Genomic DNA, 18751 nt, shown 5'->3' on the forward strand with positions numbered 1-18751 from the left:
CAGGGCTCTAGCCGAGCTGAGACAGCAGCCACCTCGGGCCCGCGGTCTCGGCGCCCAGCCGGACGACCCGCTCCTTCAGCGCCCTGTCGGCGGTGACCACGAGCACCCGCTCCCACGGCTTGACCTGGCGGACGACGTCCACGGTCGCGTCGTCGCCGCTGCCGGTGGCCGCGACCACCTGGATGCCCTCCACGGCGGGCGCGCTCCTCGCGGCGCCCTCCACGACCGCCACCATCCGCGGATACCACTGCGCCAGCACGGGATGCGTCAGCCGCAGCCCCGCGACGTCGCACAGCAGCCGCGTCGCCGCCCCCAGGCGGTCGTTCCACCAGCCGCGCTCGGCCCGGGCGCCGACGATGTTGGCCACGTCCAGCACGACCGTCTCCGGCCTGATCGCGCCCTGGATCTCGCTCCAGGTCGCCGCGAACCCCGGATGCAGCCTGCGTGAGGTGATCTCGGGTAGCGCCAGCCAGCGCAGCTCGGTGCTCTCGCGGTTGGCGGGCGCCGCGGCCAGCAGCTCGGCCGATTCGGCGATCACCGTCTCGAACGCCCACCCGCCGTGGTCGTCGAGGTAGACGCCCTGCACGCGCAGGCCGTCGCCGGCCAGCGCGGCCTCCTCGCGGGCCTCGCGCAGCGCGCTGGCGACGGCGTCCTCGTGGCTGTCGCGGGCTCCGCCGGGCAGCCCCCAGGTGCCGCCGTGGTGGCTCCACCAGGAACGCTTCTGCATGAGCACGTACGGCACACCGGCCTCGTCATGATGGACGACGAGCAGCCCCGAGGCGCCGTGCACCCCCCAGTGCCGGTGGCCCTGACCGCATTCGGTCCACCCGTCGCCGTCCTTAGCCGCCATGGGGCAATTCTCTCAGCCTCCGCCCTTGGAGAAATGCTGGTAGTCCTTGGCCCCCGACCAGTAGCCGCCCCACTCCCAGCCCACCTTGGCGAAGGCCTTGACGACCTTGTCGCCAGGATTAATGACACCTTTACCGTCCATTGGACGTTCGGTGAACTTCTTGGCGTTTTGGTGTGCAGTGCTGCCACTTGCGGTGACATATGGGTTCTCGCGGGGATTGATGTCTATTGCCTCCCCGTACGCGTGATTCGACCAGTTGCTCGACCCCGTCGCCTGGCGGCAGTTGAAGGCCGAGGTGTTGTTGGCCTCGATGGAGTCGAAGTCGTCCGCCTTGAAGGCGTCCACCAGCTTCATCTGCTTGATCGGCCAGCGCCAGTCGTAGAGCTTCTTGAACACCGTCTCGATGTCGTCGGTGACCGTCTCGCGCACCACCAGCTCGCCGGTGTGCGGCTTGTCGTCGAAGCCCCAGTACGTCAGCGTCACCAGCCGCAGGTCCCGGTAGTGGACCGGGCAGCCGGGGCGCCAGGAGTAGGGGAGCTGGTCACGGGTGACCCGCGAGACCTTCGAGCTGAAGGCGGGCGGGCCGGTGGAAGAGGGCGTCGCCGGTGCGGGCGCAGGCGATTCGGTGAGCACTTCCTGGTCCGGAGCGGACGTCGCGGGCGCGGGCGCGGCGGACGGCTCTCCCGCGCCGCACGAAACGGCTCCGAGCACCACGAGCGCCAAGGCTGCAGCACGTCTCATCTGGCCACCATATGCGACGTCCGGCCAGGTCAGACGGCTATTGGCGGACGCGTCGCGCGTACAGGAGATCAGGGCACGATCAGCACCGTGCGGTGGGAGCGTTTGGCCAGGTGGGCCGCCACCGACCCGCGCCAGGGCGAGCGGGAGCGACCGACCACGATCCCGTCGGCCATGTGCGAGTCGGCCAGCGTCTCCAGTGCCCTGGCCGGATCGCCGCGCAGGCTGACGAACTGCCACGGCACCCCGGCGCCGCGCAGCTCGTCGTGCAGCTCCCCGGCCAGGTCCGACGCCGAGTCGGGGATGATCGGCGACCCGGCGAAGAACCACAGGGAGGCGCTGTTCAGCGACTCCACGAACGCGATGAGCAGCGCGGCGTCGTCGCGCCTGGCGAGCCCGGCCGCGTACGCGAGCGCGTTGCGGCTCGGGCCCGATCCGTCGAATCCCACGACGAGCAGGCCGGCGCCGTCCTTGCCGATCTCGAACCGCCCTGCGGGGAGCCGGCCTGCCACAGGCTCCCACTGCGGGTCGATGCCACTGCCGGACACGGCATGACTCGCGTCAGGAGTCGGCGTGCTTGCCGCGGTGGGCCAGGTCACGCAGGGCGTCGGCCGCGTAGATCACGAGGGCGACGAACGAGAGCGCGGCGATGCCGCCGCCGACCCACAGATCGTTGACCGTCGCGTCCAGGTACTCCTCGCCCCGCGGCTGGTAGCCGACCGCGAACGGCGACGCCACCAGCCAGAGGCCGGCGAGGAACAGCACGACCAGAGCGCCCACGCCCAGTTTCGCCTTCATCGGTTCTCCTCCACTCCGACCAGGGGGGTCTTGCCGTTCTGCCGGTGCTCGCCGGTGCGCGAGGTCTGGTGCAGGTCCTCACGCAGCGCCTCGACGAGCGGCGCGAGCAGGCTGGCCAGCTCGGCGGACGAGGCCTGCGGCGCGGCGGCCACCGGCACGGGCTCGGGCTCCGGCTCGGGGCGCTGCTTCGGCGCGATGAGACCGCGCACGACCAACTCCTCCTGGATGGCCAGCACGAAGGCGATCGCGCCGACGAGCCCCACGACGGCCACCCCGAGGCCGGTGAAGAACTCGGACTGGGTGGCGTTCGCCCAGTCGGCGTCCTCGGGCTGGGTGCCGAGGGCGAAGGGCGCGATCATCAGCCACAGCCCGGCCAGCACGGCCAGGGCCGCCGCGACGGCGCCCACGAACTTGCGAATCATTGCGAGATTCCTCCTGTGACGAGGTCTTTCTGTGGGGGCGTGGCCTGCGAGATCAGAGCGCGCGAGGTGGGCCGCAGCACGTTCTGCACGACCGATCTCGCCCGCTCGCGCTCTGAGCGGTCGTCAGGCGGCGCCATCTTGGCGACGGCGGTCAGCAGCGCGGAGCGTTCGCCGTTCACGCGCTCGATCCGCTGCGCGATGAGCTCCAGCAGCAGCCCGGCCAGGACGAGGTCGTCCTTGCTGAGCGGCTTGGCCTCGGGAGCCGCCGGCACGCTCGCCCCGCGCAGCGGCAGCTCCTTGAGGAAGAGCGTGGCCAGGAAGCCGAGCAGGGCGATGGGCACGCCCACCAGGAACACGGTCTCCAGGCCCCGGGTGAACGCCTCCAGCACGATGTTCTTGATCGGCTCGGGCAGCATCTGGATGGCGTCGGGGCTGCCGAGCTTGACCTCGCCGCCGCCGGCCATGTTGATGCCCGCGGCCTTCACCATCTCGGCGATCTCGTCCTTGAGCCGGCTGGTCAGGATGGCGCCGAACGCGGCCACGCCGACCGCGCCGCCCAGCGACCTGAAGAACGACACGCCGGACGTGGTCGAGGCCATGTCACGCAGCTCGGAGCCGTTCTGCGCGGCCAGGATGAGCATCTGCATGGACAGGCCGAGCCCGATGCCCAGCACCGCCACGTCGAAGCCGATGAGCCACTCGCTGGAGTCCACGTGCAGCCGGGACAGCAGGAACAGGCCGATGGCCACGATGAGCAGGCCCGCGACCGGGAAGATCTTCCACTTGCCGGTCTGGGTGACGATCTTGCCGGAGATCACGCCGGCCAGGAACAGCGCCACCACCATGGGCAGCGTCATCAGACCCGAGGCGGTCGGGCTGAGCCCCTTGACGATCTGCAGGTACTGCGGCAGGTAGATCATCGCGCCGAACATCGCCATGCCGACGAACAGGGAGGCGAGGCTGGTCAGCACGAACGTGGGGTTGCGGAACAGGCGCGGCGGCAGGATCGGGTTGCGCGCGGTCCGCTCCGACAGCACCGCGAGGGCCAGCGAGAGCAGGGCGACCGCGCCCAGGAAGTAGGTCCAGCCGGAGTTCCACTCGAACTCGTTGCCGCCCAGCGTCAGCAGCAGCATCAGCGAGCTGGCGCTGGCCGTGATCGTCGTGGCGCCCCAGATGTCGATCGAGGTGCTGCGCCTGATCTTCGGCAGCTTCAGGACCTTCTGGATCACGATGAAGGCCACCAGCGCGAACGGCACCACCACGTAGAAGCACCAGCGCCAGCCGAGCCAGTCGGCGTCCACGATGAAGCCGCCCAGCAGCGGGCCCGCGACCGTGGAGATGCCGAAGACGGCTCCCATGTAGCCGGAGTAGCGGCCACGCTCGCGGGGGGAGACGATGTCTCCCAGGATCACCTGGGCCAGTGCCGACAAACCGCCCACACCCAGGCCCTGCACGGCACGCGCCGCGATGAGCTGCCCCATGTCCTGCGACAGGCCCGCCACGAGCGACGCCGCGACGAACAGCCCCAGAGCCGTCTGGAAGAGCAGCTTGCGCCCGAACAGGTCGGACAGCTTGCCCCACAGCGGTGTGGAGACCGTCATCGTCAGCATGGTCGCGCTCGCGACCCATGAGTACTGGTCCTGACCGCCTAGCTCCCCCACGATCGTCGGCAGCGCGGTGCCCACCACGGAAGTCGAGATCATCGACGTGAGCATCGCGAGCATGAGCCCGGACATGACCTCGAGGATCTCGCGGTGGGTGTAGGTCCGCTGCTTCGTGGGGGACGCGGCCTGCGCCTGGGCTACCAAGACACAACATCCCCTTCTTACAGTTTTATCCGACTTGAGTATACGCATGTTTACTAGCCGCGCGGTAAGTGGGTGTGCGTTCAGTAGAGTGCGGGCATGAACCCCCAGGTGACTGAGGCCAGGCCGCGCGACCGTGAGGCCACCCGGGAGCGCATCCTGCAAGCGGCCCGCACCCTGTTCGGCGAGCAGGGCTATGAGCAGGTGACCGTCCGCATGATCGCCGCCGCGGCGGAGGCCAACATCGCCCTGGTGGGCCGCTACTTCGGGTCGAAGGCCGGGCTGTTCGCCGCGGTGCTCCAGGGTGAGCCGACCTTCGGCGAGCTGTTCACGGGCCGTCCAGAGGAGCTGCCTCGACGGCTGGCGGAGTACGCCGCCCAGCGCATGCAGCACCCGCCCGAGAGCCCGATCCTGCGCACCCTCGAACGTTCGGCCTACCATCCGGAGGTTCGAGCGGCGGCCAGGGAACGCCTGCTCACGGCGGTGCTCAGCCCGCTGGAGGCCATCCTGACCGGCCCCGACGCGCACGGGCGCGCCCGCATGGCCGTGTCGGTCGTGCTGGGCATCGGCGCGATGCGCCGCCGCGTCGGCCCCGAGGAGCCCACCCCCGCCGACGTGGACAGGCTGACCGCCGTATTCGAGGCGTGCCTGGCCGGTTGAAAGTTTCACCGCTGATCAGGGCACTGACCTGCGGGAGCGGTGTGGAGAACGATCCGATGTCTTTGTCGGGCCCCGGAGGGCTACCTAGCATCCGAGATGCCCGTGGGAGCGCTCCCACTCGACGGATGGAGTTATCCACATGTCTCGCAGAAGGCCCATGTTGGCGGTGCTCGTCACGGCGGCCGCCATGGCCGCGGCCGGCGCGGTCGTCCTGGTCACCCCCAGCGCGCAGGCCGCCGACTCCGCTTTCTACGTGGATCCGCAGACCAACGCCGCCAAGTGGGTGGCCGCCAACCCGAACGACAGCCGCACCCCCGTGATCAGGGACCGCGTCGCCGCCGTGCCGCAGGGCCGCTGGTTCGCCACGTACAACCCCTCGACCGTGCGCGGCCAGGTGGACGCCTACGTCGGTGCCGCCGCCGCGGCGGGCAAGATCCCGATCATGGCCGTGTACGCGATGCCGAACCGCGACTGCGGCGGCCCCAGCGCGGGCGGCGCGCCCGACCACACGGCCTACCGCGCCTGGATCGACGAGATCGCGGCGGGCCTGGCGGGCAGGCCCGCCTCCATCGTCCTCGAACCCGACGCCCTGGCCATCATGACGAACTGCATGAACGCCTCCGAGCAGGCCCAGGTGAAGGCCTCCATGGCCTACGCGGGCAAGAGGTTCAAGCAGGCGTCGTCGCAGGCCAAGGTGTACTTCGACATCGGCCACGACGGCTGGCTGTCCGCTTCGGAGGCCGCCTCCAGGCTGGTCGGCGCGGACGTGGCCAACAGCGCCGACGGCCTGGCGGTCAACACCTCCAACTACCGCGCCACGCCCGGCCTGGTGTCGTACGCGAAGAGCATCATCGCGGCGACCGGCGTGTCCAGGCTGAAGGCGGTCATCGACACCAGCCGCAACGGCAACGGCCCGGCCGGCAGCGAGTGGTGCGACCCGTCGGGCCGCGCCACCGGCATCTGGAGCACCACGGAGACGGGCGACTCCGCCATCGACGCCTATCTGTGGGTCAAGCCTCCTGGCGAGGCCGACGGCTGCATCGCCGGCGCAGGGCAGTTCGTGCCGCAGCGCGCGTACGACCTGGCCGTGGCGGCGGGCGGCACCTCCACGCCGACGGTCACCCCGACGGTGACACCGACCGTGACACCGACGACGGGCCCCGGTGGGTGCAGCGCCACGTACAAGGTGGCGAGCCAGTGGTCGGGTGGCTACCAGGGCGAGGTCACCGTGAAGAACACCGGCTCGGCGCAGACGAGCGGCTGGCGGGTCGCCTGGACGGTGCCGGGCGGCCAGACCATCTCGCAGCTCTGGAACGGCACCCTGTCCGGCACGAGCGGCGCCGTCAGCGTCACCAACCTCAACTGGAACGGCACGCTGGCAGCCGGGGCGAGCACCACCTTCGGCTTCCTCGTCAACGGGCAGTCCGGAACCCCCGCCACGGTGACCTGTACCGCCTCATGAAATAACGCGCCTTTCGCGGCTGTTGTCCACTGCCAGGTCGAACCGCATCTGCGAAAGGCGCGAACCCATGGCTCTGCCGCTGTCCATCCTTGATCTGGCGCACATCGGCGAGGGCGAGACGGCGGCGGACAGTTTCGCCGCCAGCGTCGCCCTCGCCCAGCGGGCCGAGGAGCTGGGCTACCGGCGCGTCTGGTACGCCGAGCACCACAACATGGACAGCATCGCCTCCTCGGCCACGAGCGTGCTCATCGCCCACGTCGCCGCCCACACCCGGACGATCCGCCTGGGAGCGGGCGGCGTCATGCTGCCCAACCACTCCCCGCTGACCATCGCCGAGCAGTTCGGCACGCTGGAGACGCTGCACCCGGGGCGCATCGACCTCGGGCTCGGCCGGGCGCCCGGCAGCGACCAGAACACGATGCGCGCGCTGCGCCGCACCCCCGCCGCCGCCGACACCTTCCCGCAGGACGTGCTGGAGCTCCAGGGATACCTGACCGGCCAGACCCGCATCCCCGGCGTGCACGCCACGCCGGGCAAGGGCACGGACGTGCCGCTCTACATCCTCGGCTCCTCCCTGTTCGGCGCCCAGCTCGCCGCCATGCTCGGCCTGCCGTACGCGTTCGCCTCCCACTTCGCGCCCACCGCGCTGGAGGAGGCCGTCGCGGTCTACCGGCAGGAGTTCAAGCCGTCGGAGCAGCTCGCCGAGCCGTACGTGATCGCCGCGCTGAACGTGATCGCGGCCGAGACCACCGAGGAGGCCGAGGAGCAGTTCCTGGCCTCCAAGCGGCTCAGGGTGAGCAGGTTCCTCGGGCGGGGCCGCACGTTCACCACCGAGGAGGCCGACATGATCCTCGACTCTCCGGCCGGGCAGCAGCTCGTGCAGATGGCCAAGTACTCGGCCGTCGGGAACCCCGCCGAGGTCAAGGCGTACGTGGAGCGGTTCGCCGAGCACGCAGGGGCCGACGAGCTGATCGTGGCGTTCGCGGCGCCCGACAGGAAGGCCTGGATGCGCTCGGCCGAACTGCTCGCCGACGTGGCCATTGACGGGTAGTCAGTCCGCCACCAGCCGGGCGTAGCCGCCCTCGTGTTCGCGCTGCCGCCGCACCACGTACCTGCCCGGCGCGCAGCCGGAGCCCCCGTGCTCGGGATGCAGCAGGTAGACGGGTGCGACGGCGTCGAACACGCCGATCGCCAGCCCCGGCCCGTCGTGCACGCGCCTGGTCCAGCGGCAGGTGCCGGGCTCGGCGACGAGCGTGTGCGGGTTGCCGCCGGCGGCGCCGCGCAGCAGCTCGATGCCCTCGGCGGGCACGGGCCGCCACCCGGCGTCCCACTCGGAGACGTCCGGGAGGGGCAGCGGGATGACGATCAGGTCGCCCTGGGCCTGCAGGCCGTCGAGCACGGGGACGCTGACGGACTGTTCGAGGTGGTCGAGCACGGTGAGCCCGGTTCGGCTGGTGAGCTCGGCAAGGGTCATGGTCATGGTCATCACCTTCAGGTTCTGCGCAGGAGTCTGGAGTACTGCTCGGCGGACAGCCCGTACGTCCAGCCGGCGGCGGCGAGCGGGTCGGTGAGGTGGCCGGGCACGGTCAGCCCGTACCGGCGGCGCCGGCCGTCGCGCTCGACGGAGCCGTTCACCGCTATGAGCACCTTCGTCTCCCGCCGCATGTCGTAGAGCCGCAGCTCGGAGCCGGGGTTGCCGGGGTCGGGCGCCGTGCCGACCAGCCTCAGCCCGGCCCGCTCGACGTACGACGGCCAGCCGATCCGCTCGATGGCGCACCGCCTGACCTCGACGTTGGTCTCGGCCGTGATGCGTTCGACGGCCGGATCGGTGATCACCCAGTCGGGCACGCGGATGCCGTGCCACGAGTACAGGGACCAGCCGTCGGCGTAGCGCACGGCGGGGCCGTCAGCGTGGTGCAGCCGCACCTGGCCGTCGCCGCCCGCCGGCTCCGTGTGCAGGGCGACGGGCCGTTCGGAGACGACGCACACGTGCTCGGCCGGCCACCACCAGTGGCAGGAGGCCGCCACCGTCGCCCACAACGTCCACTGCCGGAGCTGCTCGGCGGTGAACACCACCCCGGCGACCCGGCGCAGGGCGTCGTAGTGGGCGATCCAGGAGACGAGCTGACTGTCGTACCAGGTGTTCCTGTTGCGAGCCGTCGGGAGCACCCGGAGGAGACAGGCGTGGCTGCTGTGCAGCAGCGGCGCCTGCACCTCGCTGCGGATGAGCTGGTCGAGCGGCTGTTGCAGCCCGCGCACCTTGGCGTCGACGCCCCGGCGCAGCTCGTCCTTGAGCGCGATGAGCCGGGACGGCAGCGGCCAGTCGTGCACCTGCTCCAGGCTCTGCGCCGGGCCGAGCCCCGGCGGCACGGTCGCCAGCGCCGTGAGGGGTGAGGCGACCCAGTGGAAGCGCGGCGGCGGCAGCCCGATGAGGTGGTACAGGCAGGAGATGGCCGCCTCGGCGGCCGGATGGTCGGCGGGCAGCGTCGAAAGCGCTCGGCCCAGCCATTGCTCGCGGATCTCGGCAGCTTCCCGCTGCGCGTGAGCGCTCACCGATCCAGGGCGGTGGCGCCCTCCCTTCGCATGATCATACGAACGATGGTGGCAGACGGGCCCGGCCGCTGTCCACCGCCCGTCACTCCTGCTGCGGGTGCCGGAGCTGGTAGGGCCCGGTGGTCTCCGAGGCCGGCGCCGGTGACAGGCCCGCCGCCAGGAGCTGGGTGCGCAGCGAGACCACCGTGCGGTCGAGCGCCCGGATCTGCGCCTGAAGGCGGCGGATCTGGTCGCGCATGGCCGTGGAGGCGGTCTGCTCCTCCGCCAGGTCGGAGCTCACCTGTGAGGCCTGGCTCTGCATGCGGGTGAGCTGTTTCTCCAGCTGGTCGAGGGCGTCCTCGTAGATCGTCTTGGCGCGGAGGAAGGCCTCGGCGTCCACCTTGGACCGCTCCAGCTCCGCCTGCCGCTCCACCTGGAGCAGCGCGGTCTGGTGGGTCTTCTTGTTGGCGTCGGTGGCCGAGCGGAAGGCCAGGTAGGCCACCCCGAGCGGAACGGCGCCGATCGCCACCTGGATGAGGATGTCAGTCAGCATCGCCGCCTCGCAGGGGCCTGATGACGCCGGTGTAGGCGATGCCGTCGTCGCTGTGCCAGGCGTTGACGGTCAACGCGATGGGGAACTCACTGCCGTCACGCCGCAGCCCGACCAGCGGGATGATGCGGCCCGCCAGCTTGGACGAGCCGGTGACGCGGACCCTGGCCAGGCCCTCGACGTGATGGTGGCGCAGGCGCGGCGGCATGAGGATCGTCAGTGGCCGGCCGACCGCCTCCTCGGTGCTCCAGCCGAACAGCTTCGCCGCCTGCGGGTTCCACGACTGGATGAGCCCGTCGGCGTCGGCGACGACGACCGCCGCGCCGCCCGTCGCCCGGTCGGCCGCGACGGCCTCGGGCCAGGTCGCGATCAGCGCGATCCAGCCGCCGAACGCCAGCCAGACCGCCGCGCCGACCCAGCCGCGCGGGTTGTCGCCGTTGAAGGTCGAGATCAGGTACACCAGGCCGTACAGCAGGAGCAGGGCCGTGGCGGCCGCGAAGGCGATGCGGTCCGAGCGCAGGAACATCTGCACCAGGCACAACGCTCCGGTGGCGCACCAGGCCAGCGCCCAGGCGCCAAGGGGGGCGATGGCGGCGAGCGCGGTGTAGCCGGGGGAGGCCCGCTGCTCGGCAGGGGGGAACGCCAGGGAAGCCGCGATGGCTAAACACAGCAGGCCCACGAACGCGAGCGAGGCGCCGCGGCGGCCGATGCGGTGCAGGACGCGGGTGAGATTTCGGTTACTCACGGTCGTTAGATTAATGCATATAGTTAGTTTTTGCGGCTGGTTAGATGGAGCGCGCACCTACCGTGACTCCCTGTATGTGGCACCGTTCCCAGATGACCTGTTTTCGTAGGGTGGACCGGCCTGGGAAGGCTGGTTAGAGTGACCGCATGACTACAGTGGGTTACGACGTAGAAGCGCTCCGCACCGCGTTCCCCGACTGGTCCTTCTTCTTCAGCGACGAGGGCGTTCTCTACGCGACCAGGCGCGGAGTCCGGCTCGACGACGCCGACATCCTCAAGGGGCTGCACCAGACCGTGAGCGCCAACGACGTGGAAACCGTCGTCGACCTCCTGGAGGACCAGCAGCGTGTAGCAGCGATGTCATAGCACCGGCGGGTCGAAGTCGAAGTCGAGGCGCCGTCGCTGCTCCGCCACGTCGACGTCGGGATGTCCGGGGCCCAGCACGCGGATGTAGCGCTGGAGCGTGTCGGCCTTGAGTGACTCCGCCTCGTGCTCGCCCATCGCCGCCAGGTCGCCGGCGAGGTTGATCGCGCAGGTCAGGGTGACGTGGTGGTCGCGGGTCAGCCGCCGGTCGAGGCCTCCAGCGCCTGGCTGTCGAGGGTCACCGCCTCGTCCGCGCGCCTGTTGAGCCGCAGGAGCAGGGTGTGACTCGGGTCAGGCCGGATAACCGCCCATCGGCGGCCCGCCCATGTACGGCCCGCCCGGTGGTGGCGGGGGTGGCGTCGGCGCGCGGCGGGCCCGTGGCCTGCGCATGACCAGCGCCGCGCCCAGCAGGAACAGCAGGCCCACCGCCGCCGCCGCACCGCCCACGGCCACGTACGACATGTCGATCGGCGGGTTGGTGGTCGGCGGGGCGGCGGGCCCGTCACCGAAGTACTCCTCCCCCTTGTACGGCGCCGCCTCGGTCTTGGCGGCCTTGGCGGAGCCCGCCGCCTTCACGGCCGCCGCCGCGTCGATCAGCCCGAAGCCGAGCAGCACGTTGTAGCCGCCCGCCGGCTTCCGCGCGGTCCGCACGAGGATGTCGCGCACCTGCCGGGGCGTCAGGTCGGGCTGGCGGGACAACATCAGCGCCACGGTGCCCGCCGCGAGCGCGCAGGCGGGCGAGGTGCCGTCCCCCATCTCGTAGCCGCCGCCGTTGTCGGCGGCGTAGATGTCCACGCCGGGCGCGGCGATCGTGTTGTACGTGTGCACCTGCGAGAACTGCGCCCGCGAGCCGTCGGGCCCCATCGCCGCCACCCCGATCACGCCCGGGTACGCCGCCGGGTAGGAGACGACGTTGTTCGCGTCCACCTCCAGCGGGTCGGTGGATCCGCCGTTGCCGGCGCTGGCCAGCAGGACGACCCCCTTGCCGAGGGCGTAGTCGACGGCCGCCGCGGTGAGCTCGTCGTAGTCGCTGCCCAGGCTCCACTCGTCGCTGCCGAGGGACAGGGAGATCACCCGGGCGCCCTTGTCGGCGGCGTACCGGATGCCGTTGGCCAGCGCGGCGGCCGCCTTCAGGCTCTGCTCGTCGGCGGGGCCGCGCGACTCGGCGGCCTGCTCGGCCCGCTTGCGCGCCGGGTCCTCCTTGTCCCAGAGCACCCGGACGTCGAGCACCTTGGCCTGGGGAGCGACGCGCAGCACGCTGGAGGCCATGGCGGTGCCGTGGTCGCCCCAGTACGACTGGCCCGGCTTGGCGCCGCCGCCGATGAAGTCGGTGCCGGTGGTGACCCGGCCGCGGAACTCCGGATGGTTGCGCATGACCCCGGAGTCCAGGACCGCGACCGTGACGCCCTTGCCCTGTCCGAGGCGCTGCGCGGCGGGCACGTTCATGACCTGCTGCTCCCAGCCCTTCGGCGCCTCGGCGACGGCCGGGGCCGCGGTGGCCGCGACCAGCCCGGCGACCAGTACGGCCGCGCAGGTCAGCCTGCGCATCATCACCCCTCTGAGCAGTACGGCCGCGCAGGTCAGCCTGCGCATCGTCACCCCTCTGAGCAGTACGGCCGCGCGGGTCAGGCTCCGGATCACGGTCCCACCTTCCTGGTCTCCGCCTCCACGCGGGTGCCGAGGCTCTCCGCGAGCCCCTGTGCGGTGTGCGCCCACGCCTCGCGGTCCTCCTGCTGCGGGTAGGCCCGCCTGCCCCACGGCAGGGGCAGATTCCCCGCCCGGCGGCCGTCGGCCGGGCCGGTGGTGACGGCCACGTACATGGGGGTGCCCGCGACGCCCCAGCCGCCGTTCCCTGCGCGCGCGGCGTCCTTCCACTGGGTGCCGGGCGCGGCGAGGGCGCGTACGACGTGCTCCGGTTTGTCGTCCGCCTCGCTGAGAATGTCCTGCAGTCCCTGCCGGGGGTACTGGTCGTCGCGGAAGGCGATCAGGGCGACGGTGGCGGCGGTTCCACCGGTGTCGTCCAGGTAGGTGGCGCGCAGGGCGGCGACGCAGCCGCCCTTGTCGGCGGCACTGGCGAGCGCGCCGGAGAGCGCCTGCTCACAGGAGGTGCCGGAGGAGACGGCGGCCCTGGTCCAGCCGCGTTCGTCGTTCGGGTCGCGGTAGCTCTTGTCGGGGTGCTCGCGGCCGAGCCGCGCGGGGAACAGCGTCTCGACGGGCACGTTGCGCCACAACTGCTTGCTGTACTCCGGGTTGTGGATCACCTGCCGGCTGTTGGACCAGGCCTTGGCGATGAGCGCGCCGCCGCCCAGCAGCGGCAGCAGGCCGATGCCCGCGAGGACCAGCCCCACGATGATCCGCCACGGGCTCCGTGGCGGGCGCGCCGGTGGCTGTGGGGGCCAGTGCGGGGGCGGTTGAGGGGGATATATCCCCGGCCCGGAGCCGGACGGGGGGTACACCATCGTCTCTCCTGTCGTGCTTCCTTTTGGGCTCATTTGATCTATTTGAGCGTTCTGACCCTACAGGGATGACAACCTGGTGAAACCCGGTGAGGGTGCCGTGAAACCGGCGTCCCCCACAGTGAACGCATGAACATCGCAGAACCCGGACGTACCGGGGGCGCCGATCTGGCCGTACGCACGGCGGGGCTGGCGAAATCGTTCGGCGAGCACCGGGCCGTGGACGGGATCGACCTGGAGGTGCGCCCCGGCGAGATCTTCGGCGTCCTCGGCCCGAACGGCGCCGGCAAGACCACCACGCTGCGGATGCTGGCCACCCTGCTGACGATCGACGCCGGCCAGGCCGAGATCTTCGGCGTCGACGTGGCCGCCAACCCGCACGTGATCCGCCAGCTCGTCGGCGTCACCGGACAGTACGCCTCCGTCGACGAGAACCTGACAGCCCGCGAGAACCTCTGGCTCTTCAGCCGCCTCCAGGGCATCGCCGCGCCCCGCGCCCGGCGCATCGCCATCGACCTGCTGGGCCAGTTCGGCCTGGAGAAGGCCGCCGACAAGCCGATCGCGCAGTTCTCCGGCGGCATGCGGCGGCGCCTCGACCTGGCCGCCAGCCTGATCACCCGGCCCCCGCTGATCTTCCTCGACGAGCCGACCACCGGTCTCGACCCGCGAACCCGCGGCCAGATGTGGGACACCATCCGCGGCCTCGTCGCCGACGGCTGCACGGTGCTGCTGACCACGCAGTACCTGGACGAGGCCGACCAGCTCGCCGACCGCGTCGCCGTCATCGACCACGGCCGCAAGGTCGCCGAGGGCACCCCCGACGAGCTGAAGACCACGGTCGGCGACTCCACCCTCCAGTTGCTGCTCACCGACCCCGGCGAAGTGCCCGCCGCCGTCGCGGTCGTGCGGCGCGTGCTCGGCTCCGAGCCGGTGCTCAGTCCGGAGCAGGGACGGCTGAACGTCGCGCTCGACCAGGCCGACCTGACCGCGGACGTACTGATCGCGCTACGCACGGCCGGGGTGTCGATCACCTCGGTGAGCGTCGCCAAGCCCAGCCTGGACGAGGTGTTCCTGGCCCTCACCGGCCACGAGACGAACGAGGACGACCGATGACCGACACCATGATCGCGCCAGGCAGGGAGACGGTCCGGGCCGCCGACCGCGTGGCCGCCGCCCGGCGGCACGTCACCCTCGGGGAGACGGTCGCCCAGACCCTGACGATGGCGTGGCGGGCATTGAAGAAGATGCGCCGCAACCCCGAGCAGTTCTTCGACGTGGCCCTGCAGCCCATCCTGTTCACCGCCATGTTCGCCTTCATCTTCGGCGGCGCCATCGCGGGCGACGTGCAGAGCTACCTGCCGCTGATGATCCCCGGCATCCTCGCCCAGACCGTGCTGACCACCTGCATGGCCACCGGCACGCAACTGCGCGAGGACATGGAGAAGGGCGTCTTCGACCGGTTCAAGTCGCTGCCCATCGCCCGTATCGCGCCGCTCGCCGGCCCGATGGTGGCCGACCTGCTGCGGTACACGATCGCGGCAACCCTGACCTTCGGCATGGGCCTGGTGATGGGCTACCGGCCGGGCGGCGGGGCGGGCGGCGTGCTCGCCGCGATCCTGCTGGCCATCTTCACGGGCTGGTCGCTGGCGTGGGTCTTCACCTACGTCGGCACGATCGCCCGCAGCGCCCAGGCCGTCCAGGGCATCTCGATGATGATCCTGTTCCCGCTGACGTTCCTGTCGAACGCGTTCGTGCCCGTCGAGACGCTGCCCGGCTGGCTGGCCGCGTTCGTGCGGGTCAACCCGGTCTCACACCTCGTCACGGCCGCGCGCGACCTCGCCAACACCGGGACCGTCAGCGGCGCGGTGGCCTGGACGCTCCTGGCGTCCCTGATCGTCATCGCGATCTTCGCGCCGCTGTCGGTGCGCAGCTACAAGCGGCACCTGTGACCGCAGCCCGTCGCGTACCTGCTTGACGAGACCGCGCGCCTCGTCGAGCAGGTCGAAGCCGCGCCGGTCGCCGTAGTGCTCCCGCAGAGCCGCGAGCTCGCCGGGCGCGGCCCGCTCCGCGTGCCGCTCGATCCGGTCGAACGCCATGCTCGGCATGGTGCCGTTGTAGGCGAACCGCTCGGCCAGCACCAGCAGCCTGATCGCGTCATGCGGCGTCATCACCTCGCGCAGCAGCCCCCAGGCGCCCAGCCCGAAGAGCATCGAGCCGCACAGCGGGTAGTCGAGGGCCGGGTTGTGGACGGTCAGCACGTCGCGGCCCAGCACGGTGGCGAACAGCTCCTCGCCGTACCGCAGGTCCTCCTCCTCGCGGGCGTGGTAGGCGTACGCCGTCAAGGTGACCGCCTCCGCCACGATCGCCCACGGCGGGCACTCCGACGCCGTCAGCCCCGGCAGGCGCAGATCCCGCGACCGCTCGACCGCCTTGCGGTAGGCCGCCAGCGCGGCGGCCGTCTCGCCCCTGGCGTACGCCATCTCGGCCGCGCACAACGAGACCATCGCCACCCCGCCGAGCACGACCTCCTTCTCGTTGATCCGGTCGATCACGGTCAGCTGCGCCTGCGCCGCGTCCAGGTCGCCGTCGGCGAGCGCGGAGGTCAGCAGCACCGCCCTGAGCTGGGTCTCGTCGTCGGCGGCGCCGAGCCGGCTGAGCACCGGGATCGCGACGCGCGCGTGCCCGACCGCCCGCCCGCGCTCGCCGAGCTGGATGTGCAGGTGGGCCAGCACGGCGTTGATGATCGCGACGAACCACGGGCCCTCCTCCCCGCTGATGTGCGCCAGCGTCCACTCGGCGGCCTCGATCGCGCCGTGGATGTCGCCCGCGTTCTCCAGGACGTGCACGCTCGAGTGCGCCGCGGCCAGCGCCACGTCCGGGTCGGCGCTGCGGCGCAGCTCGGCCAGCCGGCGGTGCATCTCGGCGCCGTCGTCCGTGTGGCAGGCGAGCGCCACCGTGGCCATCGCCGCCACGCGGGAGTCCGTGGCGTCGCTCATCGGCAGCGCGCGCAGCAACTCGCGCAGCGGGTCGTCGCGGCGGTCGTTGCCGACCAGGATGTTCATCAGCGTGACCAGCAGCGCGACCCTGGTCACCTCGACGAGCTCCGGCGGCGGCGACCAGCCGGTGACCACCTGGTTGATCGCGTCGCGGTGGGCGATGATCCGCAGATGGTCGCCGCGGATCGACCACAACGTGCCGATCCCGGCCAGCAACTGGACCGTCGTGACCGGGTCGGACTCGCCGAGGGCCTGGCGGAGCAGGTCGGCCAGGTTACCCTCCTCGGCGCGCAGCGCGTCGGCCGCCGCGAACTGCCCTCTGCTGAACAGGTCGGCGGCGTGCTCCAGCGCGTACCGGGTGGCCCAGGCGCGCTGCGCCGCCCTCGCGGGCGACTCCTCGCCGGCCTCCCTCAGCCGCATCCGGCCGAACTCCCTGACCGTCTCCAGCATGCGGTAGCGCAGGCCGAACGCCGTCTCGCGGACGCTCAGCATCGACTGCTCCGTCAGCGCGTCCAGGGCGGACAGCGCGTCGGGGCCCAGCACCTGCTCGGCCGCCTCCAGCGCGAAACCGTCGCCGAACAGCGACAACCAGCGCAACGCCCGCCGCTCCCGCTCCTCCAGCAGGTTCCACGACCAGTCGATCACCGCGAGCAGCGTGCGGTGCCGGTCGGGCGCCGTCCGGTTGCCGCCGCGCAGCAGCCCGAACCGGTCCGCCAGGCGCCGCGCGATCTCCTGCACCGACATGACCCGCACCTTGGCCGCGGCCAGCTCGATCGCCAGCGGCAGCCCGTCGAGCCGCGAGACGACCTCCCCGACCACCCGCTCGTCGATCCGCACGCCCGGCCGGGCGGCCGTGGCCCGCTGGCGGAACAGCTCCACGGCGTCGCCCGCCGGCAGCTCGCCGAGCGGATAGGCGCGTTCGGCGGGGATCGACAAGGGGGCGCGCGAGGTGGTGAGCACCCGCAGGTCGCGCGTCGTCACCGTCAGGAACCCGACCAGGTCCGCCACGGCCTCGATCACGTGCTCGCAGTTGTCCAGGATCAGCAGCGCGGGAGCCTGGTCGAGCTGCTGCGCGATTCGCGCGCGCACGTCCGCCCGCTGCTCGGCGGTCAGCGCGTGCCGCCCGCCCACCGAGTCCCGCACCCCCAGCGCCGAGCCCACCTCGCCCACCACGCCCTCCGGCGACGAGACGCCGACCAGCTCGATGAAGTGGGCGACCGGCTGCGCGGCGTTCCTGCCCACCACGTGCGCCAGCCGGGTCTTGCCCAGCCCGCCGGGGCCGATGATGGACACCACCCGATGGGTCCGCAGCAGCGCGTGCACCGCCCGGATGTCGTCGTCGCGGCCCAGCAGCGAGGAGCCGTCGAACAGGATGCCCTCGCGCACCGGCCGGTCCGCGACCAGCAGCTCGGCGTACACGCGGGCCAGCTCGGGCCCGGGCTCGGCGCCCAGGCGGGCCACCGTACCCGAGCGGTAGCGCTCGTAGCGCTCCAGCGCCGCGGCGGCGCCCCGCACGGCCGCCTCGCTGCGCAGCAGGCAGGCCAGCAGCTCCTCGTCATGCGGACGCTCGCCGGCGACCTCCTCCAGCAGCGGCAACGCGCCCTCGTGCGCGCCGCCGCGGCTGCGCGCGATCGCCGCCACCCGCCGCGCCTCGGCCGCCCCCCTCACGGCCACGCCCTTCAGCTCCGCGAGCGGCCCCGCGGCGCCGTCCGGGCCGCCCGCCACGAGCCCCATGGCCAGCTCCGCACGGGCGCGCGCCGCCGCCACGTCGTCCTCGCCCAGCGCCGCCCGCGCCTGCTCCACCAGCACGCCCAGCAGCAACGCGTCCACCTGCTCCGCAGGCAGCCCGAGCCGGTACCCGCGCGGGATCCGCTCCACCACGTCAGCGCAGGTCGCCGCCCTGGTCCGGGACACCACCACCTGCAACGCCTTCGTCGGATTCGCCGGCGCCTCCTCCGGCCACAACTCCTCCACCAGCCGCTCGTCACTGACCCCCGCGCGACCGTGCAGGGCGAGCACGGCCAGCAGGGTGTGCGCACGATCACCGACCACGCGCACACCCTGCCAGCGGACGCCGTCGAGCAGGATCAGAGCAGGGGACACCCCTTCAGCTTACGGATGAGGCTCGGGTAGGCGACGGTGATGATCTCTGTATCCTGCCGGACGTGACGCAGACCGACTGGCTGGACGTACGAGAACGGCTCGCGCGCCTGTCCGCCACCACCACCGAGGTGTTCGGCTCGGCCGACCACGGCTGGCGCCTCGACCCGCCACTGACCGCCGGCGAGCTGGCCGACCTGGAAACCCAGCTCGGCACCTCACTTCCCGCCGAGTACCGCTCCTTCCTCCTGCAAGCGGGACGTGGCGGCGCCGGA

At 71.8% G+C, this 18751-nt stretch carries 20 protein-coding genes and 1 pseudogene; 7 read left to right on the forward strand and 14 right to left on the reverse strand.

Annotation, left to right across the window (positions count from 1 at the left end; all coding sequences use genetic code 11):
* Positions 1–7: 7 nt before the first annotated feature.
* The 6 genes from FXF51_RS59700 to FXF51_RS59725 form a co-directional block, all read right to left on the reverse strand.
* Positions 8–850 carry an NUDIX hydrolase gene (locus FXF51_RS59700; protein WP_148443742.1) on the reverse strand — a complete coding sequence of 281 codons (843 nt, stop codon included), beginning with the start codon at positions 848–850 and terminating at the stop codon, positions 8–10.
* A gap of 12 nt (positions 851–862) precedes the next feature.
* A complete protein-coding gene (locus FXF51_RS59705) occupies positions 863–1591 on the reverse strand; it encodes a M15 family metallopeptidase (RefSeq protein WP_187415201.1) in 729 nt (242 codons plus the stop codon).
* 68 nt (positions 1592–1659) lie between these two features.
* A complete protein-coding gene (locus FXF51_RS59710; RefSeq protein ID WP_187415202.1) occupies positions 1660–2136 on the reverse strand; it encodes a universal stress protein in 477 nt (158 codons plus the stop codon).
* Between the two features lie 13 nt (positions 2137–2149).
* A complete protein-coding gene (locus FXF51_RS59715; protein ID WP_148443744.1) occupies positions 2150–2386 on the reverse strand; it encodes an SPW repeat protein in 237 nt (78 codons plus the stop codon).
* Positions 2383–2808 (reverse strand): hypothetical protein, encoded by a 426-nt coding sequence (locus FXF51_RS59720; RefSeq protein ID WP_148443745.1) that lies wholly within the window; start codon positions 2806–2808, stop codon positions 2383–2385. Before FXF51_RS59720 ends, FXF51_RS59715 begins: the two co-directional genes overlap by 4 nt.
* Positions 2805–4616, reverse strand: coding sequence for an MDR family MFS transporter (locus FXF51_RS59725; protein WP_148443746.1), 1812 nt, complete (start codon positions 4614–4616; stop codon positions 2805–2807). Before FXF51_RS59725 ends, FXF51_RS59720 begins: the two co-directional genes overlap by 4 nt.
* Before the next feature lie 96 nt (positions 4617–4712).
* Here FXF51_RS59725 and FXF51_RS59730 point away from each other — a divergent pair, with 96 nt between their 5' ends.
* From FXF51_RS59730 to FXF51_RS59740, 3 genes are all read left to right on the forward strand, one after another.
* A complete protein-coding gene (locus FXF51_RS59730) occupies positions 4713–5273 on the forward strand; it encodes a TetR/AcrR family transcriptional regulator (protein ID WP_148443747.1) in 561 nt (186 codons plus the stop codon).
* A gap of 139 nt (positions 5274–5412) precedes the next feature.
* A complete protein-coding gene (locus FXF51_RS59735) occupies positions 5413–6735 on the forward strand; it encodes a glycoside hydrolase family 6 protein (RefSeq protein ID WP_222871991.1) in 1323 nt (440 codons plus the stop codon).
* Between the two features lie 67 nt (positions 6736–6802).
* Entirely contained in the window at positions 6803–7786 is a 984-nt protein-coding gene (locus FXF51_RS59740) for an LLM class flavin-dependent oxidoreductase (RefSeq protein WP_148443748.1), read from the forward strand.
* Here the strand turns inward: FXF51_RS59740 and FXF51_RS59745 are convergent, their stop codons facing one another.
* From FXF51_RS59745 to FXF51_RS59760, 4 genes are all read right to left on the reverse strand, one after another.
* Positions 7787–8215 carry a hypothetical protein gene (locus FXF51_RS59745; RefSeq protein WP_222871992.1) on the reverse strand — a complete coding sequence of 143 codons (429 nt, stop codon included), beginning with the start codon at positions 8213–8215 and terminating at the stop codon, positions 7787–7789.
* Between the two features lie 11 nt (positions 8216–8226).
* Entirely contained in the window at positions 8227–9288 is a 1062-nt protein-coding gene (locus tag FXF51_RS59750) for a DUF6745 domain-containing protein (RefSeq protein ID WP_148443750.1), read from the reverse strand.
* Positions 9289–9370: 82 nt separating this feature from the next.
* Entirely contained in the window at positions 9371–9820 is a 450-nt protein-coding gene (locus tag FXF51_RS59755) for a hypothetical protein (RefSeq protein WP_148443751.1), read from the reverse strand.
* The gene (locus FXF51_RS59760; protein ID WP_148443752.1) at positions 9810–10562 is read right to left on the reverse strand and encodes a PAS domain S-box protein; all 753 of its coding nucleotides are present in this window, start codon (positions 10560–10562) and stop codon (positions 9810–9812) included. The genes FXF51_RS59755 and FXF51_RS59760 overlap by 11 nt, the downstream gene beginning before the upstream one ends.
* A 146-nt stretch (positions 10563–10708) precedes the next feature.
* Between FXF51_RS59760 and FXF51_RS59765 the strand changes: the two genes are divergently transcribed.
* Positions 10709–10927: a hypothetical protein gene (locus tag FXF51_RS59765; protein WP_148443753.1), complete on the forward strand. Its 219-nt coding sequence runs from the start codon at positions 10709–10711 to the stop codon at positions 10925–10927.
* Here FXF51_RS59765 and FXF51_RS59770 read toward each other — a convergent pair.
* From FXF51_RS59770 to FXF51_RS59780, 3 genes are all read right to left on the reverse strand, one after another.
* A complete protein-coding gene (locus FXF51_RS59770) occupies positions 10922–11125 on the reverse strand; it encodes a tetratricopeptide repeat protein (RefSeq protein WP_411268448.1) in 204 nt (67 codons plus the stop codon). The two genes, FXF51_RS59765 and FXF51_RS59770, sit on opposite strands and share 6 nt — an antisense overlap.
* Positions 11126–11215: 90 nt before the next feature.
* A complete protein-coding gene (locus FXF51_RS59775) occupies positions 11216–12565 on the reverse strand; it encodes a S8 family peptidase (RefSeq protein ID WP_148443755.1) in 1350 nt (449 codons plus the stop codon).
* Entirely contained in the window at positions 12562–13272 is a 711-nt protein-coding gene (locus tag FXF51_RS59780; protein WP_148443756.1) for a hypothetical protein, read from the reverse strand. Before FXF51_RS59780 ends, FXF51_RS59775 begins: the two co-directional genes overlap by 4 nt.
* 237 nt (positions 13273–13509) lie before the next feature.
* Between FXF51_RS59780 and FXF51_RS59785 the strand changes: the two genes are divergently transcribed.
* Together FXF51_RS59785 and FXF51_RS59790 are read left to right on the forward strand one after the other, a co-directional pair.
* Complete coding sequence (locus tag FXF51_RS59785) at positions 13510–14493, forward strand: ATP-binding cassette domain-containing protein (protein ID WP_148443757.1); 984 nt, start codon at positions 13510–13512, stop codon at positions 14491–14493.
* On the forward strand, positions 14490–15329 hold the full coding sequence (locus FXF51_RS59790) for an ABC transporter permease (protein ID WP_148443758.1): 840 nt from the start codon (positions 14490–14492) through the stop codon (positions 15327–15329). Before FXF51_RS59785 ends, FXF51_RS59790 begins: the two co-directional genes overlap by 4 nt.
* A gap of 1686 nt (positions 15330–17015) precedes the next feature.
* On the opposite strand, the pseudogene FXF51_RS63405 reads toward FXF51_RS59790, so the two are convergent.
* A pseudogene (locus tag FXF51_RS63405) lies at positions 17016–18479 on the reverse strand (BTAD domain-containing putative transcriptional regulator); the annotation flags it as partial.
* Between the two features lie 62 nt (positions 18480–18541).
* On the opposite strand from FXF51_RS63405, the gene FXF51_RS59800 reads away from it, so the two are divergent.
* On the forward strand, positions 18542–18751 hold a 210-nt coding region (locus FXF51_RS59800), incomplete at its 3' end, for an SMI1/KNR4 family protein (protein ID WP_148443759.1).

Origin of the sequence: Nonomuraea sp. PA05 (assembly GCF_008086045.1) — a bacterium.
GTDB classification, from domain to species: domain Bacteria; phylum Actinomycetota; class Actinomycetes; order Streptosporangiales; family Streptosporangiaceae; genus Nonomuraea; species Nonomuraea monospora.